Source organism: Trueperella pyogenes (genome assembly GCF_001070855.1).
Taxonomy (GTDB): domain Bacteria; phylum Actinomycetota; class Actinomycetes; order Actinomycetales; family Actinomycetaceae; genus Pauljensenia; species Pauljensenia pyogenes_A.
This window is the reverse complement of record NZ_JVLH01000009.1, coordinates 98,756-122,276: the sequence shown is the minus strand read 5'-3', so window position 1 is coordinate 122,276 and position 23,521 is coordinate 98,756. Positions and strand designations below refer to the sequence as shown.

19 protein-coding genes and 1 tRNA gene are annotated in these 23,521 nt (G+C 56.8%); 13 read left to right on the top strand and 7 right to left on the bottom strand.

What is annotated here, in order from left to right; all coding sequences use genetic code 11:
• Positions 1 to 16: 16 nt before the first annotated feature.
• On the bottom strand, positions 17 to 277 hold the full coding sequence (nrdH, locus tag ADG72_RS03955; protein ID WP_009407829.1) for a glutaredoxin-like protein NrdH: 261 nt from the start codon (positions 275 to 277) through the stop codon (positions 17 to 19).
• Positions 278 to 779: 502 nt separating this feature from the next.
• Between nrdH and ADG72_RS03950 the strand changes: the two genes are divergently transcribed.
• Together ADG72_RS03950 and ADG72_RS03945 are read left to right on the top strand one after the other, a co-directional pair.
• A complete protein-coding gene (locus ADG72_RS03950) occupies positions 780 to 2,384 on the top strand; it encodes a SpaH/EbpB family LPXTG-anchored major pilin (RefSeq protein ID WP_048712417.1) in 1,605 nt (534 codons plus the stop codon).
• Positions 2,385 to 2,480: 96 nt separating this feature from the next.
• On the top strand, positions 2,481 to 3,509 hold the full coding sequence (locus ADG72_RS03945; protein ID WP_080978652.1) for a class C sortase: 1,029 nt from the start codon (positions 2,481 to 2,483) through the stop codon (positions 3,507 to 3,509).
• Here the strand turns inward: ADG72_RS03945 and ADG72_RS03940 are convergent.
• Positions 3,490 to 5,130: an L-serine ammonia-lyase, iron-sulfur-dependent, subunit alpha gene (locus ADG72_RS03940; protein WP_048712416.1), complete on the bottom strand. Its 1,641-nt coding sequence runs from the start codon at positions 5,128 to 5,130 to the stop codon at positions 3,490 to 3,492. The genes ADG72_RS03945 and ADG72_RS03940 overlap by 20 nt on opposite strands.
• Before the next feature lie 173 nt (positions 5,131 to 5,303).
• Here ADG72_RS03940 and ADG72_RS03935 point away from each other — a divergent pair, with 173 nt between their 5' ends.
• The 5 genes from ADG72_RS03935 (at position 5,304) to ADG72_RS03915 (ending at position 9,095) form a co-directional block, all read left to right on the top strand.
• Positions 5,304 to 5,786 carry an S-ribosylhomocysteine lyase gene (locus tag ADG72_RS03935; RefSeq protein ID WP_048713013.1) on the top strand — a complete coding sequence of 161 codons (483 nt, stop codon included), beginning with the start codon at positions 5,304 to 5,306 and terminating at the stop codon, positions 5,784 to 5,786.
• A 45-nt stretch (positions 5,787 to 5,831) separates the two neighbouring features.
• Positions 5,832 to 6,596 (top strand): 5'-methylthioadenosine/S-adenosylhomocysteine nucleosidase, encoded by a 765-nt coding sequence (mtnN, locus tag ADG72_RS03930; protein ID WP_048712409.1) that lies wholly within the window; start codon positions 5,832 to 5,834, stop codon positions 6,594 to 6,596.
• Positions 6,597 to 6,623: 27 nt separating this feature from the next.
• Positions 6,624 to 7,094 (top strand): low molecular weight protein-tyrosine-phosphatase, encoded by a 471-nt coding sequence (locus ADG72_RS03925; protein ID WP_048713011.1) that lies wholly within the window; start codon positions 6,624 to 6,626, stop codon positions 7,092 to 7,094.
• Positions 7,091 to 7,939, top strand: coding sequence for a hypothetical protein (locus ADG72_RS03920; protein ID WP_048712407.1), 849 nt, complete (start codon positions 7,091 to 7,093; stop codon positions 7,937 to 7,939). The genes ADG72_RS03925 and ADG72_RS03920 overlap by 4 nt, the downstream gene beginning before the upstream one ends.
• Before the next feature lie 97 nt (positions 7,940 to 8,036).
• On the top strand, positions 8,037 to 9,095 hold the full coding sequence (locus ADG72_RS03915; protein ID WP_048712402.1) for an ROK family protein: 1,059 nt from the start codon (positions 8,037 to 8,039) through the stop codon (positions 9,093 to 9,095).
• A gap of 86 nt (positions 9,096 to 9,181) precedes the next feature.
• On the opposite strand, the gene ADG72_RS03910 is transcribed toward ADG72_RS03915, so the two are convergent.
• The 4 genes from ADG72_RS03910 to ADG72_RS03900 form a co-directional block, all read right to left on the bottom strand.
• A complete protein-coding gene (locus ADG72_RS03910) occupies positions 9,182 to 9,730 on the bottom strand; it encodes a phosphoribosyltransferase (RefSeq protein WP_009407838.1) in 549 nt (182 codons plus the stop codon).
• A gap of 72 nt (positions 9,731 to 9,802) precedes the next feature.
• Positions 9,803 to 10,324, bottom strand: coding sequence for a SprT-like domain-containing protein (locus ADG72_RS08530; protein WP_080978651.1), 522 nt, complete (start codon positions 10,322 to 10,324; stop codon positions 9,803 to 9,805).
• On the bottom strand, positions 10,321 to 15,156 hold the full coding sequence (locus ADG72_RS03905) for a DUF3418 domain-containing protein (protein ID WP_342612637.1): 4,836 nt from the start codon (positions 15,154 to 15,156) through the stop codon (positions 10,321 to 10,323). Before ADG72_RS03905 ends, ADG72_RS08530 begins: the two co-directional genes overlap by 4 nt.
• Before the next feature lie 45 nt (positions 15,157 to 15,201).
• The gene (locus ADG72_RS03900; RefSeq protein ID WP_048712397.1) at positions 15,202 to 15,981 is read right to left on the bottom strand and encodes an alpha/beta hydrolase; all 780 of its coding nucleotides are present in this window, start codon (positions 15,979 to 15,981) and stop codon (positions 15,202 to 15,204) included.
• Positions 15,982 to 16,150: 169 nt separating this feature from the next.
• On the opposite strand from ADG72_RS03900, the gene ADG72_RS03895 reads away from it, so the two are divergent.
• From ADG72_RS03895 to ADG72_RS03875, 5 genes are all read left to right on the top strand, one after another.
• Positions 16,151 to 16,441 (top strand): hypothetical protein, encoded by a 291-nt coding sequence (locus tag ADG72_RS03895; RefSeq protein ID WP_048712395.1) that lies wholly within the window; start codon positions 16,151 to 16,153, stop codon positions 16,439 to 16,441.
• Positions 16,442 to 16,459: 18 nt separating this feature from the next.
• Positions 16,460 to 17,608, top strand: a complete 1,149-nt coding sequence (locus ADG72_RS03890; RefSeq protein ID WP_048712393.1) for a VIT1/CCC1 transporter family protein — start codon at positions 16,460 to 16,462, stop codon at positions 17,606 to 17,608.
• Between the two features lie 117 nt (positions 17,609 to 17,725).
• Positions 17,726 to 18,466 carry a trimeric intracellular cation channel family protein gene (locus tag ADG72_RS03885; RefSeq protein WP_048712392.1) on the top strand — a complete coding sequence of 247 codons (741 nt, stop codon included), beginning with the start codon at positions 17,726 to 17,728 and terminating at the stop codon, positions 18,464 to 18,466.
• Positions 18,463 to 19,995, top strand: a complete 1,533-nt coding sequence (locus ADG72_RS03880; protein WP_239667652.1) for an amino acid permease — start codon at positions 18,463 to 18,465, stop codon at positions 19,993 to 19,995. Before ADG72_RS03885 ends, ADG72_RS03880 begins: the two co-directional genes overlap by 4 nt.
• A 194-nt stretch (positions 19,996 to 20,189) precedes the next feature.
• Complete coding sequence (locus ADG72_RS03875; protein WP_080978650.1) at positions 20,190 to 20,870, top strand: HNH endonuclease family protein; 681 nt, start codon at positions 20,190 to 20,192, stop codon at positions 20,868 to 20,870.
• Between the two features lie 122 nt (positions 20,871 to 20,992).
• Here ADG72_RS03875 and ADG72_RS03870 read toward each other — a convergent pair.
• A tRNA-Arg gene (locus ADG72_RS03870) sits at positions 20,993 to 21,065 on the bottom strand.
• A 275-nt stretch (positions 21,066 to 21,340) separates the two neighbouring features.
• On the opposite strand from ADG72_RS03870, the gene ADG72_RS03865 reads away from it, so the two are divergent.
• Complete coding sequence (locus ADG72_RS03865) at positions 21,341 to 23,266, top strand: solute carrier family 23 protein (RefSeq protein WP_239667651.1); 1,926 nt, start codon at positions 21,341 to 21,343, stop codon at positions 23,264 to 23,266.
• Positions 23,267 to 23,521: the final 255 nt, after the last annotated feature.

The following is a 23,521-nucleotide window of genomic DNA, read 5'->3' as shown; positions in this document are numbered from 1 at the left end:
ACCGGGTGGGTTGCTTTTAGGCGTTGACGACGCGTGCCGTTCCCATTGCCGAGGCCTGTGCTGCGGCCTTGATGAGGTCGGGGCGGTAGCCGCTCCAGTGGTCTTCGCCGGCGATAACGACGGGAGCTTGCTGGTAGCCCAGGCCCTTAATGAACTCGAGTGCCGAGGGGTCTTCGGTGAGGTCGACCTTCGTGTAGTCCAGTCCCTGCTTGTCGAGTGCGCGGTAGGTCGCATCGCACTGGACACACATGGGCTTGGAGTAGACGGTGATAGACATGGTCGGACCTTTCAATGTCGTGTGTTGATGTGTGTTTTCTCCGCTGTTTACCCGGGGGAGCGGAACATGCGACAACACTACACCTTGTGTGTGCTTTCGTCACGAGACCCAATATGTTGTGTCTAACTGTGTTCCTAACCCTAGATGTGGATAGGTGACTGGTCCCCTGTGGATGGGGTGTGGATGAGGGTGGCTTACATCGGTGTAATTTGAGGAAATTGTGCCCGAGGGGGCCTGTGGATAGAGCTCTTCAATTTCTCCACAGAGTGGGTTGAGGCTGTGGGTAAGCGCACGAAAAATTCGAAAAATTTTGCGCCCATGTCGGCGTGTCGCACCTACCACATGAGTATTTGGGGCTTTGTTCCGAATGGATCGCCGCTGGTCACCATGAAACAGTGTCTCAGAAAGATAAATTTGCCTGAGACACGGAATCCTGTAAACGACTAGTTCAATCACCATCACTTAATCTGTTTAAAGATCCCGTACAACAGGAGAACATAAAATGACAACTCTTCAGACCCGTCGAGGCGTCAGCCTCCTCGCCGTCATCGCGGTTGCCGCCGGCGCCGCAGCGGTTCCTGGTATGGCTACGGCAGCCCCCTCGGCATCGGCATTCGGTGTTGTTGCCACCGCTGAGCGTCTTCCCTCACTGGTTGATCTGGATACCAACAAGACCGGCTCCATTACCATCCACAAGCTGGTGAAGGATGCTACCAACGGCACCACCGAAGGCACCGGTCTTGAGGACAGCACCGTCACCGGTACCCCGCTTGACGGCGCAAAGTTCACCGTCGAGCGTCTGATCAATGTCGACCTGAGCACTCAGGCTGGGTGGGAGAAGCTCGTTGGTTTCGACGGGGACGTTGCCACCGCCAAGGCAGACGGCATTGACGCAGCAGTTGAGAAGACCACCTCTGGCGGCGGTCTGGCCACCTTCTCCAACCTGCCCCTGGGCGCCTACGTCGTGACCGAAACCGAAACCCCCGCGGGCTACGTCGGCTCCAAGCCCTTCATCATCACCGTTCCGATGACGAACCCGAAGGACCTGAACACGTGGGTCTACGACGTTCACGCATACCCGAAGAACGCCAAGGCCGGCATCGAGAAGACCCTTGTCGACGAGAACACCCCCGCGGTGGGCTCGGAGATCTCCTACACCATCAAGTCTGACGTTCCTGCAGTTGAGGGCTTTGACTTCTACGACGTCGTCGACCAGTACGACAAGCGTGTGGAACTGCCCGAAGCCGGTATCACGCTGAAGATCATCAACGGCAAGACCGGTGAGGTTGCTCTGACCAAGGGCACTGACTACAAGCTGATCGGCGCCACCGGCACCGACACTAAGACCATGTTCTGGACCGCAGAATTCACCGAGGCCGGCCGCGCCAAGCTGGTTGCGAACCGTAAGGACGACACCACCAAGGTCCAGATGGACCTGGCTGGTACCGTCAAGGAAAAGGTCGGCACCGACGGTATCTTCAAGAACAAGGGCATCCTGCTCCCCAACGCTCCCGCCAACGGTTGGAAGCCTAACTCGGGTGAGGTTCCCCCGCCGGATTACCCGAATTCTGAGGTTGTCTCCAAGTTCGGCAAGGTGAAGATCACTAAGGTTTCTGCAGCAGATACAAGCGCGAAGCTCAAGGGCGCAGAGTTCGAGGTGTACCAGTGCACGCCTCAGAACACTCCCGCCAAGAACTTCGACTCGGTTGACGCAAGCCTGGACACGAAGCTAAGCCCCGCTGGCGTTACCACCTACGTGACCGACGCAAACGGTGAGGTCGTCATCGATGGTCTGCGCAACAACGACTGGGCCAACAACGCCAAGGTCGCCAACCCCCGTTGGTACTGCCTCGTTGAGACCAAGGCTCCCGAAGGCTTCGAGCTTCAGACTCGCCCGATTGCCTTCCAGGTCCTCGAGACCAACTCGACCGCTGATAACCACTACACCCTGGAGACCACGGTCAAGGATGCTCCTCACAATGGTGGATTCCGCTTGCCCATTACCGGTGCTGCCGGTGTGGGCGTGCTGATCGCAGCTGGCTCCGCACTTGTTATCGGCGCTGGTGCTATCGCCATTGCGAACAAGCGTCGCAAGGAAAACGACTGATCTCTAAGTGAGATTTAGCTGGGTGCGGGAAGACCCGTGGGTCTTCCCGCACCCGTTTCTATACAATCAACGCAACCCCCATTTAAAAGGCGACTCATGAGTGAGAACGAGATCCACGCAGACGACAGCCTCTCAAGCACCCAGGTTCAGGAGGCACCTGAAACTGTGGGAGAACGTGATCAACGCATTCGCAAGGCCCAACGTCGCCGTCGCCTCTTCACAATTCTTCCGCCCGTTCTGCTGGTGCTGGGGATTCTGGTTCTGCTTTACCCCGTTATCGCGACCTATCAGAACAACCTCGAACAACAGCGCATTGCCAAGGCCTTCAGTGCCGAACAAACCAACCTTGGTCCCGATGTACTGAAAGACGAACTCGCACGCGCTGACGAATACAACCGTCAGGCGGCTGAAGCTCCCATTCTGGACCCCTGGTTGGAATCGCAGCGCCCCAACACTCCCCAGTACTCCAACTACCTCTCGCAGCTCGATGTCAACCCCGTGATGGCAACCGTTAAGGTCCCTTCGGCAGATATCAGCCTTCCGATCTATCACGGCACCGAAACCTCAACTCTTGAAAAAGGCGTTGGACACCTCTTTGGAACGGCGCTCCCTGTTGGTGGCGAAGGAACTCACACGGTTCTGACCGGCCACTCCGGACTGGGCAGTGCAACTATGTTCGATCACCTCAACCGCGTTAAAGTCGGCGATGTCTTTTACATTGAAGTTCTAGGCCGTCACCTCAAATACAAGGTCACTGATATTCGGACTGTTCTTCCCAATGAAACAGAGAGCCTGAACAAGGTCGCAGGAAAAGACCTTGCAACTCTGATTACCTGTACGCCCTACGGCATTAATACTCACCGACTGCTCGTCACCGGTGAGCGTGTTCCCATGGATGATCAGCAAGTTGCTGCAGAATCGGCAAAGGTTGAACCCGCAGTCGTTCAGACCTGGATGATTGCCGTTGTCGTCGGCATTATTGCCGTGCTCATTGCGACCGCAGTCCTATGGGGCTTTGCCCGCAAGAACCGCAAGAAGCGTGAGGCTGAAGCAGCCGCAGCAGCAGAAGTATCTGCAGCAAGCGAAAACGGCGAAGAAACTGCGATCAACACTCCACAACGTTGACGGCCAAGCCGCCCGCTGAGGTCTCCTTGTACTTCGAGAGCATGTCGTTCCCTGTCTGACGCATTGTCTCGATCGCGACATCCAAGGATACGGTGTGGCGGCCATCGCCCCACAGGGCCATGCGAGCAGCGTTAATTGCCTTAACAGCAGCAATCGCATTGCGTTCGATGCAGGGGATCTGAACAAGGCCTCCAACGGGATCGCAGGTCAATCCCAGAGAATGCTCCATGGCGATCTCAGCAGCGTTCTCTACCTGCTGTGGGGTGCCGCCCAGAGCCTGAGCAAGCCCTGCAGCCGCCATTGCCGAGGCCGAACCGACCTCTCCTTGACAGCCAACCTCAGCGCCGGCAATCGACGCGTTCGTCTTGATCAAAGCACCAATTGCAGTTGCAGCCAGCAAAAACTCGTGAACTGATGCGCGACGGCAAGTTGCGGACTCTGAGGACTCGTCCAGAGGAAGTTCTGAAATCCCAGCCAAATTTGAGGGGGAGAAGTCGGGGAAACTTGCTCCGGCTTCGGGACAAAAAGCAACGAGGTAGCCCAACACCGCTGGGATCACGCCGGCTGCGCCATTGGTTGGTGCGGTGACGATTCTGTGGCCGGCAGCGTTTTCTTCATTCACCGCCAGTGCGTAGAGGTTGACCCAGTCCATGGCACGCAGGGGATCTTGCATGACCCCGGCCCAGCCTCGGCGCTCGCCGGCCGAAAAAGCCTTTTCAGCGCGCGCGCGCAATTGTGTGGCCAAAGCGTTCGCACGACGAGGAACGTCCAGTCCACCGGGCAAAATACCGGTGGAGGAAATCCCCGCCTCAATTGCGTGGAACATCGTGTGCGCGATCTGGTCGAGGTAGGCGTCCAAGGCCACCTCAGAGCGCGCAGAAAGTTCGTTTGCACGGACAACCTCGGCGATGGATAGACCCGAGCGCGCGCATTGCGTCAAAAGCTGTGCGGCCGTCGAGAAGGGATAGGGCGCGGGGGTGCACATTCCCGTTGTCTCTTGCGCAGAGGCCAAGGATGCGATCTTGGGGTGTTCGGGATCGTTATTCGTCTGGGCCATAACGAAGCCGCCACCCACCGAATAGTAGGTGCGCTCAAGGACCAAGCTCTCTCCTGCGTAAGCAGTGATTGTGAGCGCGTTGACGTGGTAACTCAGGACCGTGCGCGGAAGAAAACGGATATCGGACTCGATATCAAAAGGAATTTCCCGGCCACCCGCGAAGGGAAGACTACCGCTGGAAGCAATCTGGGGAATCAGACTCTCGACTGTTTCAATCGACACGGTTTCCGGGTCATAGCCCGCTAAACCCAGCAGCACTGCACGGTCGGTGTTGTGACCTCGTCCCGTTGCGCCAAGGGAGCCAAAAAGGTCGATGGTTACGTGAGATAGATGTGAATAATCGGGAAGCGCACACAGCTCCGTGGAGAAGGCAAGGCCCGCGCGCATCGGACCGACTGTATGCGATGAAGAGGGGCCAATACCGATCGAAAACATATCGAAAGCGGAGAGCGGGCGAGGGGCCTCGCTGGCGGGAACTTCACCGGCGACGATGGCTGCAGGTGTAGGGGTGCCTGCGCTGTACTGATCCGGAGAGGTGACATCAATCGACGGCTGAAGATCCATACCTCTATTGTGCCTGAAAATAACTGGAGATGAACGACGGTGATCACTCCTTTCACCTGCCGCGACGAAGCGGTGTTTTCAGCGAAAAACCGACCAATGATGGTGTTCTACACAACGTGCGGCATCCGAGACTCGCCCGAGCACGCCATCTAAATCCCGATAAACTGGGTTTCATGAGTGAACGTATGAATGTTGAGTCCTTTAACCTCGACCACCGCACTGTCCTTGCTCCCTACGTCCGCGTCGCAGATCGGAAGACTCTTCCCGGCGGCGACGTCCTGATCAAGTACGACGTCCGTTTTACCCAGCCCAATAAGGCACACCTTGAGATGCCCACGGTTCACTCCATTGAGCACCTCAGCGCTGAACTGATGCGCAACCACACCGATAAGCTCATCGACTTCGGCCCCATGGGTTGCCAGACCGGCTTCTATGCCCTGCTCCTAGGCGTTGAGACTGAGGAGTTTCTGCCCATCTTGCAGGCAACTTTCGAAGACATCCTCAATGCCACTGAAGTTCCCGCTGCAAACGAGGTTCAGTGTGGGTGGGGTGCAAACCACTCCCTGGAAGGTGCGCAACAAGCCGTTCGCGAGTTCCTGAATCATCGCGACAAGTGGCTGGTTGTTACCCAGGATGACGCTGCGGCAGCAGAGTAATTATTCAGACCTGACGGCCCCCAGACACTTCTCAGAGAGGTACTCATGTCCCTGACCTTGACCCCTTCGCGTCAGCTTCCCGAGGTCGACGCCTTCATTCAGTGCGCGATGGTGATGGAAGCGCAGCCCTTCTTGGACGCTCTTGCGCCTCTTCCCGGTTCTGACGCGGTTGAAACCCTTGTTGTGGGCGCCGATGGACATCACCAGCAGAGCTATGCCCTTGGCCAGCTCGAAGGTCACACCGTCGTCGTCATCACCTCGGGTGTTGGCATTGCGAATGCGGCAGCAGCAGTGGCCCGAGGCCTAACCCTGGCCACCCCGAAGATCGTCATCGCGGGTGGCACCGCGGGCGGTCTTGAGGGAGGAATCCAAGTGGGCGACATCGCGGGCGCGATCTCCACGATCTACAACGATGCCGACGCCACCGTTTTCGGCTACGAGCTCGGCCAGATTCCGCGTATGCCCGTCGACTACCACTCCTCGCAGCGGGCAATCGACGCGCTCGCGGGCCTCAATGATGCCCAGCCGCACCACGTGCGCACCGGCCGCATCGTTACCGGCGACTCCTTCGCCTCGGAAAAGGTTGTTGCCCGTATTCGCGCCGGCTTCCCCGATGCGCTGGCTGTTGACATGGAAACCTGTGGCATGGCCCAGGTGTGCTGGTCCAACGGCGTGGATTGGATCTGCCTGCGCGCGATTTCGGATCTGACGGGAGAAGGTGCTGACGAGGACTTCCACATGAATGGTGAGAAGGCCGCATACCACTCCTTCGAGGCGATTTGCGCCTACCTCTCACTTTTCTGCAAGTGAGCTGATCCCGTGTCCTATCGCGTCCTTATGGTGTGTACCGGCAATATTTGCCGCTCGGTCATGGCCGAAGAAATCCTGCGTGAAGCCGTCGAACAGCGCGGGCTTGATGTTGTGGTTGATTCGGCCGGGATCAGCGATGAGGAACATGGACACGGGATCGACTCTCGCGCTGCCCGAGCACTGCGAGAGGGAGGGTACCGCGTGCCCTCGCATCGAGCCCGCCAAGTCGAGGTGAGGGAGCTTCAACGTTGGGACTTGATTCTTGCGATGACCTCCTCGCACCTTCGCGCCCTCGAAAGGCTTGCAGGCGGACCTGATCCGAAGATTCGCATGTTCCGTGAATTCGAGGTGGACGCAGGAGAACTCGGTCGCGTGCGCAATCTCGATGTTCCCGACCCCTGGTACGGAGATTATTCTGATTTTGAGGCCACTCGTGAGACCATTGAGAACTGCACTCCAGCCATCATTGAGTACATCATGAGGAGCACAACTCGGTGACGAAACGAAACAAGCGCATAGGCGCGCTTGTCGCACTTTGCGTAGCGGCGGCCTCGACAATCGGGATAGCCGGCTGTACGGACACAACGCCGCAAGAGCAGCCGCAAGAAACAGCTTCTGAGGCGCCTCGCGGAATCCCTTTGGACTACTCGGGTTTTGACCCGGAAAACATCATGTCTGATGCCGTGCTGGATGACTCGCGCGCTATGAATGACGAGCAGATTGCTGCTTTTATCAACGAAAAAGGGGAGGGCTGCCGCGCGGGACGGGTGAACGACCAGGATGTTCCGTGTCTAAAGGACTTCAAAGCCGTCACCGAGACTTTCCCTGCTGATGAGTATTGCCCATGGGGATACCAGGGCGGCGAAGAGGAAAACGCTGCGCAAATTATTGGTCAGTCGGCACGTTCATGTGGAGTAAACCCGCAAGTTTTGTTGGTGACGCTGCAAAAAGAGCAGGGTCTGATCTACGCGTCGGGTGGAATGTTTCAGTGGTTTAGCTATCCCAGCGCGATGGGATATGCCTGCCCGGATAACTCGACCTGTGATCCGGATTATGCAGGTTTTCAGCGGCAGGTCTATTACGCCGCGCGTCAGTTTGCGATCTATCGAGTAAAGCCTGAGCGTTTCCGTTTCCGTGCGGGAGAAAGGGTCGAGGCCCGCTACGGTCCCGCTGAAGAATGCACCTCCGTTGAGATCACTCCGGCTAATCGTGCAACCGCCAGTTTGTACAACTACACGCCCTATGTTCCCAACCAGGGGGCGCTTGCGGGGCACGGTAATGATTGCTCGGTTTATGGCAACGCGAATGTTTATGGCTATATGCGTGCTTGGTTTGCCCAATGATGTTGAAATCCGGGCAATTGTAGGTGGTCGTGGTATACACTGAGCGCGCTGGATACGCTCGTGTCCAGGTGACGAAGAAGTTGCCAAGGGGTGCGCGATGGAGCCATACGATATTCATAAGAAGACTGCTGACCCTCCGGGGCCACCGATTCACATACCGCATTTCAAACGCTCTGATGAGTGTGCTGTTGGAATTGCGCTGTTACCTGGAAGGGTTCATGCCGTTGTCATGGATCGTTCTGGGCGTGTGCGTGAAGAACGTGCGCGAATCGTTGTAAATAACGCGAATGCCATTCTTGCCACGATTAACACTCTCTGCAGAGAAATGGCAGAAAGCGTTCGTTCATATGGGGACATCAAGGGAATCGGCCTATCCCTCGGTGCGAAAGTGATCGATGGCCGAAGGTGTACGGTCGAAGAACTGGGATGGCTGGACTTTCCGCTCCTCGACGTGATCTCTGGTCAGGGCGGACTTCCGCTTTCTCTCATCAACAGTCTTGAAGGATTGGCAACCTACGAAGCCATATACGGTGTCGGACAGCGTATTGATAATTTCATGATCGTTCAGATCGCGGAAAACGTCTGTCACGTCGAAGTGAAGAATGGCACTATTTGTGCTGATCCCGCTGGGGACTACCGAAGAATTGCTCACCTTCGTCTTGAGGGAAGCAATGGGGTATGTGCACAGGGACATTTCGGATGCGCCAGCGGCTCGCTGGTTCCTTCGGCCGTTATTGGGCAGGCACGTGCCGCCCGTATGAGCACTGGGGATCCCGACCAGCCACGTGATATCGAAGATTTGATTCGCATGGCACAGGGCGGCGATCTGGCCTGTCGAAAGGCGGTTCTGGGCTTCGTTCGCAACCTTGCGATGTGTCTGGAGCAGCTCAGCGAAATGACCAAAATTGATCACATCGTTCTTGATGGAAGCGCGGTGCGGATTCTTTCCTCGGAATGGGCGGTCCTTTTTGAGGACGAGCTTTTTACTGTGGGCTCTCCGGGGGAAGTGCTTCCGGTAGTGATTCGGCGTGCCAGTGAGGATTCTCGCTGGGCGTGTGGGGCAGCAGCGCATCTGTTTGAGACCTGCGATCGCGGAAGACCAAAAGTGTCGGGGGGTGACTTAAGCGGGAGTTATGTACCACTCATTGCGGTGTAGCCGGCATCGATTGGAAAACACCGGTCGTTTAAAAACGGGACTGCGAGCAGCGCGCAGTCCCGTATATTTGTGTTCGAAGTTGAGTGTTACTCAGCCTCGACCACGGGCAAGACCGACCAGGGGAAGTTGATCCACAGAGCGGTCTTGCGCCAGATGTAGTCCGGTTCGATGATCGAGACGGGCTTCTTGTAAATAACAACCGAGCGAGCGTCGACCTTTGCGTGGGTTTTGCCATCAAGGCTCAGCCCGTCTTCGTCGATCAGTTCCATGACCTTCTTCAGGGTCTTACCCGAGTCTGCGACATCGTCGACGACCAATACCTTCTTGCCGTCCAGAGCCGAAACATCCATCAGCGGAGGCAGAACTTGAGGTTCATCTAGGGTCTCACCCAGACCGGTATAGAACTCAAGGTTCATGGTTCCAATAGCCTTCACACCCATTGCGTAGGCAATTGCTCCTGCGGGGATCAGACCTCCGCGCGCAATTGCAACGATCAGGTCGGGCTTCCATCCGGAATTCACGATCTGCTGTGCCAGCTCGCGTGCGGCATCGCCGAACTCTTGCCAGGTCAGATTTTCGCGTTCTTCGCCAGTATTGGTCGTTGCGCCGTCATCGAATGGGGTGGAAGCAGACATCTATACGTCCTTCAGCAAAAGTGATCGGGTGAATGGACATATGGTAACGCTCGTCAGTACGTTTACGCATCGTCATTCATTTGGATGTCGAAGTCGTGTCAAACTGCGTAGTTGGCGCGCGTACTGTCCGCCGGGTTGACGAGGTTGTCCTTTGTAGGACCAGATAAAGATCCGCGAGGCATCAAAAGTGCGTGAACACACACCGCAAGAGGTGACCCGTCGGGGAGCCGAATAGAGTTCCCGCTGTGTTCCGCACACTGGGCATACCCCCACCCATGATGGCTGAGGCGAGGGTAAGTGTGCCGATAAGCGCGCGCTATCGGGGGCACCAAGTTGGCGAGCTTTTGCCTGCCAGATCGCATCGTGATGATGTGAGGCACCAACCAGTGCGTGGGCAATTTCGTGCAGGATGACTCCACGTACCGTTTCCGCGTCGTAGAGGTCAGCCAACGGCCCCGAAAGGCGAATTTCGCGTCGCGTGTGGACGCATGCTCCCGCGCGTCTACGCGCACGATCAAATCGCAGCGACCAGTTTCTTAAACCGTGGTGATCCATCAACTCACGTGCCATTGCGCGTGCGTCTTCACGCTTCATATGGCCTCGTGAAGACGATCGATCGCTGCCAACATGCGTTGAGGTGAAATCTTGCGCGCGGTCCCCAGTTCTTGTGCAAATAGAGAAACGCGCAGCTCTTCACGCATCCACAAAAGTTCCTCAAATGCGCTGGCGTGGCGTGCGTCGAAAGGACGCGTATCCATGAGCTCTCGAAGTTCATTTAGCTCATCATCGACCTGTGCCAAGGCCTGCGCAGAGCGCTCGTCACGCGCAAGATCGGAAGGTGAACGCAGAGCTTTACGGACACGTAAAGATTGAGCCTGAATGTATCGCGGAAGGTTGCGAAGACGCTCGATAGGTGTTGCGGCAATGAATCCATCAAATACCAGGGAATTCGCGAGTCTTTCGACATCCCCGCGAAGGGAGGAATAGGCCTGTGCATCTGCAGTCGCAAGGGTGTCTTGAAGCTGCGCCCAGGATTCCATCGCACGCACAACGACTTCAATAATCGAATAGACCTGATCTTCGTGCAGATCCCTCACGCGCTGGGAAAGGTCCTCAAAGCTCGAGTGATCACGTACCGCCCACACTCCCTGATTTCCGCTCAGAGACACCGTGAGCGTGCGCACACTTGCCCACTGTGCATCTGCGATCAGAGCCTCGCTGCTTCGATAGGGAGTTGAGGTCAGCATGAGTGCCTCGCGTCCACTCCAACGCGTCGAGACGCGCTTGGTCGATAGCTGAACGCGGCGCAGGACGAGGTTCGCCACCCCCAAGCCGTGCTCGCTTCTTGCCTGCGAAGCATTTGCCATGACGCGCACGCCCGCCAAGGGATTCGCGGGCTTCCCTTGGGGAACTAGTGCGGGGAACGCGCGAATTGTGAGCCCCTGTGCCTGAGATTCGATCGAGGTTGGCAAAGGAGTGGTTGGGAAATCCTCAAGATTATCTGCGAAAAGTTCGCTTCCAGGAGTGCCCTCACTAGCGTCGATCGCTCCCGAGGCCGTCGCTGCCTTCCCTTGCGTGCGAGCTTTTGCGTCGCTGGCTGCAGGATTTGAAGGTTTCCCAGACTCAGGCTTAGCTTCTGCGCCTGAGCGATGCTTGCCTTGTGCGCTGCGTTCTTGGGCTTCAGTCAATGCCTGGCGAACGGCCGTTCGTAACGCGCTATCGGTCGCACCGGCCAAGGTTCGTTTGAGATACCCCAGATCTTTCCCGCTTCCCAGTTCGCGTCCCTCGCGATCGTAGACAACGAAGGTCATGAGCAAGTGATCGGGAAGCGCATCGTGCATGGTGTGGAGATCGGAATCACTCAGGTCAACACCTCGGAGCTCACGGATTGCGCGAGTGAAAAGTTCGTCGAAGGACGTAGAGTCAGCCTGCGTGGCAGCGGTGTGGGCTCCATCGTGATTCTGGGTGGAAGACTTCGCGGACCTATCGGAGGTTTGAGCTGAGGAAACCGCAGAAAGATCGCGGCCTTTACCCCGTTCGTCTTGGGTGGGTGTACTGGCCTTGGACAGGCGCTTATCGCTGCGGCCCTGACCTGTTTTTTGTCCCCATGCCGCCAAGCGCCCAAGAGCAGCGCTCAGCGAGGCTGGATCTTCATCGGGTGTAGAGGCAGAGGACGCAACGTCAGCGGAAGCACCACCAGAGGGTGCGTGATCAAGCTCCTTGTCAGCACTCACGCGGCCGCTTCGGAAATCATCAATCCACGCGGCAACGCTCTTTGCGACTTCGGGAGCGGGTGCAAGCAGGCGGCGCTTGGCCTTGGGAAGCGCACGAATTGCCTCGGTGATGAGTTCTTCGCGCATACCCGGCACTAACCAATCGGTACCCGCATCGCTCACGCGACCCAAGGCCTCGACGGGAATGGACATCGAAACGCCGTCGCGCGGGGAACCTGGGTGGAACTCATAGGACAGGGGAAGGCGAAGCTCTCCCTGCTGCCAATGGTCGGGGAAGCCCTCTCCGGTCTGGCCCAGGCCTCGGGGAAGCAGAAGCTCAGGAGGGTAATCCAAAAGATGAGGATTCTGGCGCTTTTCGTTCTTCCACCAGCGATTAAAGTGCCCGGCAGAGATGATCGAGGCGGGGAGGAGATCGTCAAAGAAACGCTCCAACGCCATTTCATCGGCGACGAGGCCGTGGGTGCGGCTGCGACGCTCGGTTTCCCTTGCCCGCTCGATCGCCTCGTCGTTGCGACGTTGGAAGGCATGACGCTCACGCCACTGACCCTGAACCAGCGCGTGGCGGATGAACATTTCACGAGCGAGCTCGGCAGCGGTGATTGGGCTTTGCTGGGCGATCGCAAAAGGAGAATCTGTTGGAACAGCACCTCGGATTGACCCCAGGGGAGTAGATCCCAGTCGTCCCAGCAACACCGAGCGGTCTGCGATCAATGTCAGCCCGTAGAGCATCACTTTTTCTTGAACGTAAGCCGCGCCCCGTGAAGAATTCCACGTGGGCTCGGAATAGACATGGTTGAGTAGGTCTTTTGCCAATGGCTCGACCCATTCGGGGCGAATACGGGCGACCGTACGTGCAAAGAGTCGCGAGGTCTCAACCAATTCCGCGGTCATCACCCAATCGGGATGGCCAGTGATTCCCGAACCAGGCCAAATGGTGAAGTGAGTGCCTCGGCTACCGGTATAGTCTCGAGTTGCCGGATCCCACGCGCCCAGACTGGAGAGCAGACCAACGAGGATCGAACGGTGAATATCGTCGGTGTCGACCGCGCTGGTTGAGCGCGTGAAGGCAACTGCAGCCTTCGCTGCGGCGTCCGCAATTCCCGTACGTGATGCCTGCTCGACCACATCTCCTGCTGAAGGCATCCCCAGTGGCTCGGTGTTGATGCCGATGCTGCGGGCCATATCGCGCAGCTGGTGGGCGATATCGCGCCACTCGCGGAAACGCAGGTAGTGAATGAATTCTGCCCGGCACATACGTCTAAACGCGCTACCTGAAAGATCGCGCTGTTGGACGTGCAGGTAGCGCCATAAATTGAGGTAGGTCAAGAAATCGGAGTGGGGGTCAGCAAAACGCGCGTGTGCCGTATCTGCTGCTTCCTGGTGTTCCAGTGGGCGCTCGCGGACATCCTGAATCGATAGCGCAGCGACGATGACTAAAATTTCCGAGGCGCATCCTGATTCATGCCCGGCGATCAGCATGCGGCCCAAGCGCGGATCGATGGGAAGCCGAGCTAAATCGCGACCAATGCGTGTGAGCTCAAGTCCCTGGTTTCCCTGTGCTAGCGCGGAAGAATCGGAGTTCTTTGATGATTCCAGCGGGCGCAGTGCCCCGATTTCAATGAGCTGGTTGATGCCATCGCGGATCGCTCGCGAGTCCGGCGCATCGACGAAGGGGAATGAAGCAACGTCTCCCAGCCCTAAAGCGCTCATCTGTAAAATGACCGAGGCCAGCGAGGTACGCAAGATTTCCGGCTCGGTGAAGTCTGGCCTCGATGCGAAATTATCAGCGGAATACAGGCGAATCGCGATACCGTCCGCAACGCGTCCGCAACGTCCAGAACGCTGATTCGCGCTGGCCTTTGAAATCTCTTCGATGGGTAGGCGCTGAACCTTGGTCTTATTGGAATAGCGCGAAATTCGTGCCAGTCCCGGATCGATCACGTAGCGGATCCCCGGAACCGTCAGCGAGGTTTCAGCAACGTTTGTCGCCAGAACAACGCGCCGATGGCTGTGTTCCTCAAAAATCCGGTGTTGTTCCGCGGAGCTGAGGCGCGCAAATAGGGGCAAAATTTCGATATCTGCGGGGTTTTTCGAGTGTGAGATATCCTTGGGCGCGCGATTTCCCAGGTGATCACGCAACGCCTGTTCTGTATCACGGATATCGCGCTCACCGGGAAGAAATACCAAAATATCCCCCGGGCCCTCGCTGCATAGCTCATCGACCGCATGGCAGATTGCGGTTTCGACGTCGATGTCTTGACCCGCGCCGTAGCCCTCAAGAGCAAGGGGATCATCTGGGTCCTCTAAAACCAGTTGTTCAACGCCGATTCCAGTGCTTTCTTCCTCGATTGCCGAGGCCGTGGCCGGGCTGCTTTCAGCGGGCTGAGCATCGGGGGAGCTACTTGAGGAGGAATAGGAAGTCGGGTTATCTGCAGCAAGGGGACGGTAGCGGATTTCAACCGGGAAAGTACGACCCGAAACCTCAATAACCGGTGCTGCTTCAATGAGCGTGCCCTGTCCAATCGGACCGTTCCATCGACCGAAGTGGCGCGCGAAACGATCCGAATCAATGGTCGCTGAAGTGATGATGACCTTGAGGTCGGGACGCAGGGGAAGCAAACGCGCAAGGTAGCCCAAGATGAAATCGATGTTTAGGCTGCGCTCGTGGGCCTCGTCGATGATCAGGGTGTCATAGCGACGCAGCATTGGGTCCGATTGAATTTCTGCCAACAAAATACCGTCGGTCATGAGTTTGACCAAAGTGGTGGGACCGACCTCATCGGTGAATCGCACTTGGTAGCCGACGACCTCGCCAGGCTCTTTGCCCACCTTTTGGCCAAGCTCAGCGGCAATGCGTTCTGCAACCGAACGCGCTGCGATACGGCGAGGCTGGGTGTGCCCGATCATGCCGCCCACGCCTCGGCCTAATTGGAGGCAAATCTTTGGGATCTGCGTGGTTTTTCCCGAGCCGGTTTCGCCGGAGACGATGACAACCTGATGCTGCGAAATTGCCTGCGCAATTTCGTCACGTCTTGCGCTGACCGGAAGATCGGGGAAAGAGATCAGTGGAATCGCAGCGGCCCGAGCAGCAAGCTGTTCGGGTGTGAAAGGGCGGAAGGGCGCGGATGCATGAGGGGAGCGACCCCTGCGTGAATGTGCGCGCCGGCGCCTTGGCTGCGATGAAGTGGACACCCCTTCAGGGTAACGAAGAACTTTCGCCACAGCTGGGTGTGTACGTTACTGGCGGAACTCCCCACTGGGCTCTGCCCACAGATGCGCCCACTCAAGCGCGGCCTCGAGAAGGATTTCCGGATGTTCGCCGGCACCAAAGCGGGTGTCGTGAACCATTTCAACCCGTGATCCGTCGGGAAGACGGTGGAAAGCATCGCGCGTCAGATCAACCAGGCCCAAATCGATGTCATCGGCATCATGCAGGATGAATGCAGGTGCACCCTTCGGATCGATGATTGAAGAGTCGACCATGGAGAGATCGGCCAGGGTCTGCTTGGAAATCGTGAAAAATTCGCGAGGCCCATCGGAATCATCCGGAATCCGGGTTTGGCCGGTGTGTTCCAATTCGTCTAATTGGCTATTGGAGAAAATTGCACTCCAGTCGTAGGAGAGCGGGCCAAGTACCGGAGCAGAAAGAAACAGTGCGGTCGCATGAATCAGGTGAGCGGCAAGTGCAGTGACCGAGCCAAAAGAGTGACCGTGAATGATCTGGTGGGTGAAACCCTGATCGGCGAGCCAGCCCGATGCGGCCTGGAGGTCCTCGATTTGAGACTCGCGCGTAATCACTTCGTCATCGGAGCGCCCATGCCCCGAGTAATCGAATTGAAGCGTTGCGTAGCCGGCCTTGCGATAGGCGCGTGCGAGTTGGTCGTAGTGTCCGCCCGAGTGCTGATCTGCAAGAAAAGAATGCGAAAACAGGACAGCGGCGTCCCGTGAATCTACGGGCTGAACGAAAGTTCCCGACAGGGTAATTCCTCGGGGTGTGTTCATACGTACTTCGCTCATACCTTTAACGGTACTGGTTTCGTAGAAGATGCGAAATACCCCATCTCACAACGTGCGAAAAGGTAAACAAGTAGCGTGTCGCTTTGGGGAACCACTAGGCTTGTTTTTATTCGATAGTCACCATCGCACACCGGCGCATATGCGCCTGAACGCACAAGAAAGACGCATCATGGGAACGAAAATGGGAATCGCCGTTGGTTTCGGGATTGGCTACGTGCTGGGGACCCGAGCGGGGCGTGAACAATACGCGCGAATTTGCGCGTGCGCGGGAAAGCTCCGTCGCTTCCCGTTGATCGCTCGTCCTCTAGATGCTGCCGGTGAAAAAATGTCTGCGCTTGTGCGCACCCAGGGTGAGAAGGTTACGGATAAAGTTGCCGATGCGGTGAAGGAACGACTCTTCCGCATGCCGGCTGCTGAACCCGAGATTACCGAAGACGATCTACCGACCTACGCGGGCTGAGGCACGGACGCATTCACAATGACTGATTCCCATCACGCTGAAAAGCAAGCTTCGCGCGCGCAGATTCGCCGCTGGCGCCGCTACTTGGCTGAAGAACGTATGGAGGCGCGTACCTATCGTGCGCTTGCCGAACGTCGGACGGGCGAGGAACGTCAGGTACTTCTTGGCCTTGCCGAGGCCGAGGGGCGCCATGAGGAGTACTGGCTGTCCCTGCTGGGGGAGCGTGCGCTTCCCGCGCCGCATCCTCCGCTTCGTACCCGAATTTCATCTGCACTGGCCTACATGTTCGGGACGATTTTTATTCTGGCGATGGCCCAACGAACCGAGGAACGTTCCTCTTATGGTGACGACGCTGACGTTCCAGCGGCGATCGCTGCCGATGAGCGTCTGCATGTCGAGGTTGTTCGTTCACTTGCACAGCGTTCCCGTGAATCCCTAGCGGGTACTTTCCGGGCTGCGGTCTTTGGGGTGAACGATGGTTTGGTATCAAACCTTGCGTTGATTCTGGGAGTCGTTGGTGCGGGACTGAGCTCGCAAGCGATTTTGACGACGGGAGTTGCTGGTCTGCTTGCGGGTGCAATGTCCATGGCTGCCGGTGAATGGGTCAGCGTGAGTTCTCAGCGCGAGCTATTGGATGCATCGATTCCAGATCCCGATGTCGACAACACTCTGAATTCAGTTGACGTTGATGCCAATGAATTGGCACTGCTTTTCCGCGCTCGCGGGGAAGATGAAGAAAGCGCGAAGGCACACGCAGCAGATGTCTTCGCGAAACTTGCAAAATCTGATCGTCGTTCGGGTGGTAATGCCGCTCCAAGTACAGATGGCACAGAGCGACGCCCGATCTTTTCAGCGTACAAGGATGAAGATGCGGGAGCTAGCGAAGAGATCGGTACTCCGGCGCGTGCGGCGGCCTCGTCCTTCATTTGTTTCGCTCTCGGCGCTCTTTTGCCCTTGATTCCCTATATTTTCAGGCTTGATGGATTGTTTGCCGCGGGAATTTCGGTTGTCCTTGTCGGTATTGCGCTCATGTTTACCGGTGGAATTGTTGGTGTGCTTTCGGGTCGTTCACCCGCCCCGCGTGCTTTCCGTCAGCTGGTGGTTGGTTTTGGTGCGGCCGGTGCAACCTACCTGCTGGGTCTTCTCTTCGGTACCAGCGTTTCCTGATCGGGGGCAGTCGCGCGACTGTGCTGCGCTGCGGAGGGGAATGGCCTCGCGCTTGATCTTGGGTACTGAGACTGCGCGTCCACGACCTTGGATTCTGTTGAGAGGGGGAAGACAATAGTGAGCGTGCTCGATACTCTTAATCAAACTTTGCCGGACCTGTTCCGCGTCATTGATCTTCTTGGCGTGCTCTTGAACGGGATCCTCGGCGGACGTATCGCGCGTATTAAACGTTTCGATGCTGTTGGCTTTATGGTGTTGGCCATCATGTGCGCGTTGGCCGGTGGAATGCTCCGGGACATTATGTTGGACCAAGGCCCACCGGTGGCATTGACCGATCCCTTCTACTTGGGGACTGCACTTGTCGGTGCACTGATCGCTATGCTCTGGCGCCTCGATTCTCGCTTCTGGCGGATTGCGCTGGTGCTGGCTGATGGAACCGTTCTGGGATGCTGGGCGGCTACTGGAGCGCTGAAGACCTTGAATGCCGGACTGGGAGTAGGGCCCGCAATACTACTGGGAATTATGACCGCAGTCGGTGGCGGCATGATTCGAGATATTTCTGCTGGGATGGTCCCGCAGGTATTTGGCGGAAATAATCTCTACGCAACTCCTGCATTCGTTTCAGCGGCGATCATGGCTGCATTTGGCCACTCGGGCCTGGAACAAATTGGCATGTTGGTTGCGACGATTGTCGGGTCGAGCTTCACAGTACTTGCGCATTGGAGAAAGTGGCAGCTTCCTTCACATAATGATTGGACATTGACCATGACGGCAACGCAGCTGCGGGCACTCCTTCGGTTGCGTTCGCTTGATGAACGTGACGTCAAGAAGATTACTGAGGACAATTCGGATCAATGAGTGCAGACAAGGCTCAGAGCGGAGCAGGATCTACAGTGGAAGGTGCCCGCGGACCGCAGATGGCATCCCCGGGTCATGGCACGCCTCGGTCAAAAGGATTCAAGGCTGCACACCTGTCGATGATGGCGCTGGGAAGCGCGATTGGTGCCGGCTTCTTCCTGGGTACCGGTGTCGCCGTTTCCGAGGCCGGCCCGGCCGTTTTGGTGTCCTACATCCTTGCCGCACTCATCGTCGTCACCGTGATGTATGCGCTGGCTGAGTTGGCCGCTGCGATTCCTTCCTCTGGATCTTTCTCGACCTACGCCGAGGCAGGCATCGGCCGGTGGGCAGGCTTCACCTCTGGCTGGCTCTACTGGTTCATGCTGATCATGGTGCTTGGCCTGGAAATGACCGGCGCAGCGCAGATCTTTACAGCTTGGTTCCCCAGTGTTGATCAGTGGGTTGTCACCTTGGTCATCGTTGTTGTCTTGGGTGGGATTAACCTGCTGGCGGCCGGCGAATTCGGTCGTGTTGAGGCGTGGCTTGCAGGATTGAAAGTCGCGGCAATTATCTTCTTCCTGGTCGTTGGACTGGGCCTTCTGATGGGCATTATTCCCGGGCGCGCTCAGAGCCTGCATCAGGCTTTCATTGGAAATGGTGGTTTTGCTCCTGCTGGCCTTCCCGGAGTCGCGGTTGGTTTGCTTGCGATTATTACCTCCTTTGGTGGGCTTGAGATTGTTACCATTGCCGCCGCCGAGGCCGATGATGCGAGGCGCGCAATGTCGCAGGCGATTCGCTCGGTGATTTGGCGCATTTTGGTGTTCTACGTGGGCTCTGTCGCTCTGCTGATCTGCCTGCTGCCGTGGAATTCGGATGAGATGAAGACCAGTCCTTTTGCCGCGGTTTTGAACATGGCGGGAATTCCCGCGGTCGGAATGATCATGGAGATCATTGTTTTCACCGCACTGATTAGTGCCTTCTCTGCAAATATCTACGCGTCTTCCCGAATCGCGTACTCGCTGTCGGCACGCGGAATGGGACCGACGTGGATTCTGGGTGCACGCGTGCGCAAAGCTGTCGATGAGGGGGACGAGTCCCTTGGAGTAACTGCGCTTCACGGTGACATTGAGGACGGACGAACCCCGCGTCGCTCGGTTGCGGTTTCTGTGACTCTGGCTTTTATTTCAGTCGCCTTGAACTGGTATCTTCCATCGTCGATCATGCAGGTGCTCATTAATGCAGTGGGCATGGTGCTGTTGATTGTGTGGGTGATGATTGTTATTTCGCAGATCCGCTTGCACTCGAAGCTCGAGGCCGAGGGAGTTTTGTCTCTGAGGATGCCGGGTTGGCCCTGGCTGCCGTGGTTCGCTGTTATCGGATTGGTGTCGATAGCGGTTCTGATGATGTTTAACGCTGCCGGACGTGCACAGCTGGTTGCAATGGGATCGCTGACCCTGATCCTGGTGTGCCTGTACTTTGTGCGTGAGAATCTTCGAAATCGCAAAGCTGCACGCGCTTCGGTTGCGAAGGTCGTCGGGAGTGGTGATTAAGCCGCTGTTGTTTGTGCAGCGGCTTTTTCCACAGGATGAATTTATTTGGCGTTTTCCACATATTCTTGCCTCTTTGTGTCTAGGTGTGTTCTCTGTACCAAAGTGGCTGAAGAGCTCTCAGAAGGAGGTAAGTGTTGACGCGCCGAAAAGGTCCCAGACGCTCACGGCTTCTGATGGGGGCTCTTCTTATATGCATGGTTGTGGGTGTGCTCTTTGCGCTGGTCCACGGTGGAATTATCGGCGGTGCTTTCGGCGTATGGGGCGCAGGGTTCAATAGTTCCAGCGGTCCTTCCGATTCTTCCTTAGGAAGCGTGGATGACAGCGCGAAATCCCTGGATCAGCTTCCCGTGCTTCAGACGCGCAGTGGGTCTGTTCCACGCTATTCGCGTGATGAGTTTGGTCAGCGATGGGCGGATATCGACCATAACGGCTGCGATACTCGAAATGACATTCTTCGAAGAGATTTGCGCAGCCTGCAGATGAAGACTTCCTCTCCGAACTGTGTGGTCGTCGGGGGGATTCTTGATGACCCCTACACGGGGAGAACGATTGATTTCCGCAAGGGCGAAGAATCCTCAGATCAGGTGCAAATCGACCACGTCGTTGCACTTGCCAATGCATGGCGAAGCGGTGCATGGCAGTGGGATGCTACGCGTCGACAAGAGTTTGCGAATGATCCAGCAAACTTGCTGGCTGTTGACGGCAACGCAAATCAAGATAAAGGCGCAAGCAGAGCGGATCAGTGGCTTCCGCCGAATAGTCGCTATCGCTGTGCGTATGTACAGCGGCAAATTGTCGTGAAGAGCTCCTGGGGATTGGGGGTGACACCGCGGGAAAAGAAAGCGATGAAAGCGGTGCTCGATCACTGTGAATGAATAATGCTGGGGTGACAGAAGTGTGTGTCTGGGCGGGTGAGGCCCAGATCTGTACGCCAACGTGGGGATAGGCGGGTATAGCAAAGCCCCGACCGGTGGGACGCACCGAGCGGGGCCGCTTGCGCGCTCGAAGGGACTCGAACCCCCAACCTTCTGATCCGTAGTCAGATGCTCTATCCATTGAGCTACGAGCGCATTGCCGTTTGATTGGCCGAGAAATAGTTTAGGCACAACGCGCCTTTACAAGCAAACTCATAAATGCGTCATCAATCACATCGGCCTCTTTTTGTTGCAGAGAAAGTCGCAGAATTTTGCGGAAAAGAAAGAAAACTTATGCGAGTGTGTCAATCGATGCAACCGAAGTTTCCGTGAAACGGTGCTTTCCTTGCGTCTTATGGATGGGTGAGAATTAAGAGGTCCATTTTTGAGCGACATGCAGGAGCAGCGCAATGGCAAATAGCCATCCAAAAATGTCCACCACTCGAATCGACCCGGTCAATGCGGTCCCTTCTTTTCCCAAGCTCACAATCCTCGGTTTTCAGCATGTCCTGGCGTTTTACGCCGGGGCAGTTGTCGTTCCGCTGGTAATTGCAACTGGTCTGGGACTTGACTCGGCTACTACTGTTCACCTGATCAATGCGGACCTCTTCACCTGTGGTATCGCGTCAATCATCCAATCTGCGGGTCTTGGCCCGAAGATTGGTGTTCGTCTTCCCTTGCTTCAAGGCGTGACATTCACGGCAGTCTCACCTCTCATCGCAGTCGGTTTGGCTGCTGGTGGGGGAGTCGAAGGCCTCGCGACGATGTACGGCTCGATTATCGTTGCGGGTATTGCAACCTTCCTTGCCGCTCCCTTCTTTGCGAAGCTTCTGCGCTTCTTCCCGCCTGTCGTCACCGGCACGCTGCTAACAGTTATGGGAACGACCCTTATTTCGGTTGCCGCAAACGACATCGTGTACTGGGGAACTGAGGCAGCGAAGGTTGGCGGTGATCCCATTCCCGGAACTCTTCGCGGACTTGCATACGCTCTGGGCACTTTGGCTGTAATCGTCATTATCCAGCGCATTTTCTCTGGCTTTATGGCAACTATTGCCGTCCTCTTGGGTCTGCTTGGAGGAACGGTTGTTGCGTGGATTCTGGGGGATGCAAACTTCTCTGCGGTCTCTCAGGCGGCGCCGATCGGAGTGACCACTCCCTTCTTCTTTGGAATTCCAAAGTTCTCAGTTGCAGCGATTATCTCGATGCTCATCGTCATGGCAATTACCGCCGTCGAAACCACCGGTGACGTTTTTGCGACCGGTGAGGTTGTGGGTAAGCGCATCACTCCAGCGCACATTGCGAATGCTCTTCGCGCCGATGGCCTGTCAACCGCACTGGGTGGTGTCCTGAACTCTTTCCCCTACACCTGCTTTGCTCAGAATGTTGGTTTGGTTCGTCTCACGCGCGTGAAGTCTCGCTGGGTCGTTACTGCTGCGGGCGTTTTCATGATCATTCTTGGAATCCTGCCCAAGGCTGGCGCGATCGTCGCCTCGATTCCGAAGCCTGTTATCGGTGGCGCGTCTCTGGCAATGTTCGCAGCCGTTGCTGTTGTCGGTATTCAGACCCTTTCCACTGTCGATATGCGCGATACCCGTAACTCGGTGATCGTTGCGACTTCGCTTGGCTTGGGGCTGCTGGTCACTTTGAAGCCCGAACTTGCTAGCTACGTACCCTCGTGGATGCAGATTCTGTTCGGCTCCGGCGTGACGATCGGTTCAATCTGTGCCATCATCCTCAACCTGCTCTTCTTCCACATTGGTCGTAAGCCGTCTCCGGTCGTCTCAATGGTTGACGGACGTCCGCTGGACTTGGATGCAATTAACCGCCTTGATCAAGCACAGTTCACTCGCGCCTTCGCTCCCATGTTCTCGGGAGTGACGTGGCCGGTTGAACGCGCGTGGACACACGCTCCTTTCGACTCCGTCGCTGACCTGCGCCATGCTTTCCAGGATGCAGTTGGTCAGGCTGACCGTGAAGAACAGGAAGCCTTGATTTCCGGCTACGCCGACATCGTTGATTTGATTCTGGGCAGCGAAGCCGATGAACAGGCCTTGCTGGACACCGGATCGACCCTCTTGGGTGACTTTAATTCGGAGAAGCAGGAAGAATTGCGCGCGCTCGGCCAGGCATACCACGAGCGTTTTAACCGCCCGCTGATCGTATGCGTCTCGCGTGTGGATTCAGCCGATCAACTTCTTGCTGATGGCTGGCGCCGGGTCGAGGGCTCTGACCTGCGAGAGATCCGCGTGACCTTGAACGAAGTCATGCAGATCGCCGAAAACCGTTTCGAGGCCATGGTTGCCGACGCGAACCCCATCCATTCGGCGTGGGCACACTCCTTCGACCAGTTGGACTAAGCTTTCGCCACTGAGGAATACTGAATAGCGTTTGCCCCCGGGTGCGTGAGCACCCGGGGGCAAACTTTTGTCTCGTGGGAAATGCGATTACTGCCTGCGCACATGCTCTAGGATGCGCTCTTCTCCCTGTCTCTCGAGGGGCCAGCGCATTATGTGCCGACTGCCAATCGTCACCCATTTAGTCCTCCCTCCTGTTTTGGCTCACCCATTCTGGGTCTATTGCTGTTCTAAGGCGGTGGGTGAGTGAGCCAAAGC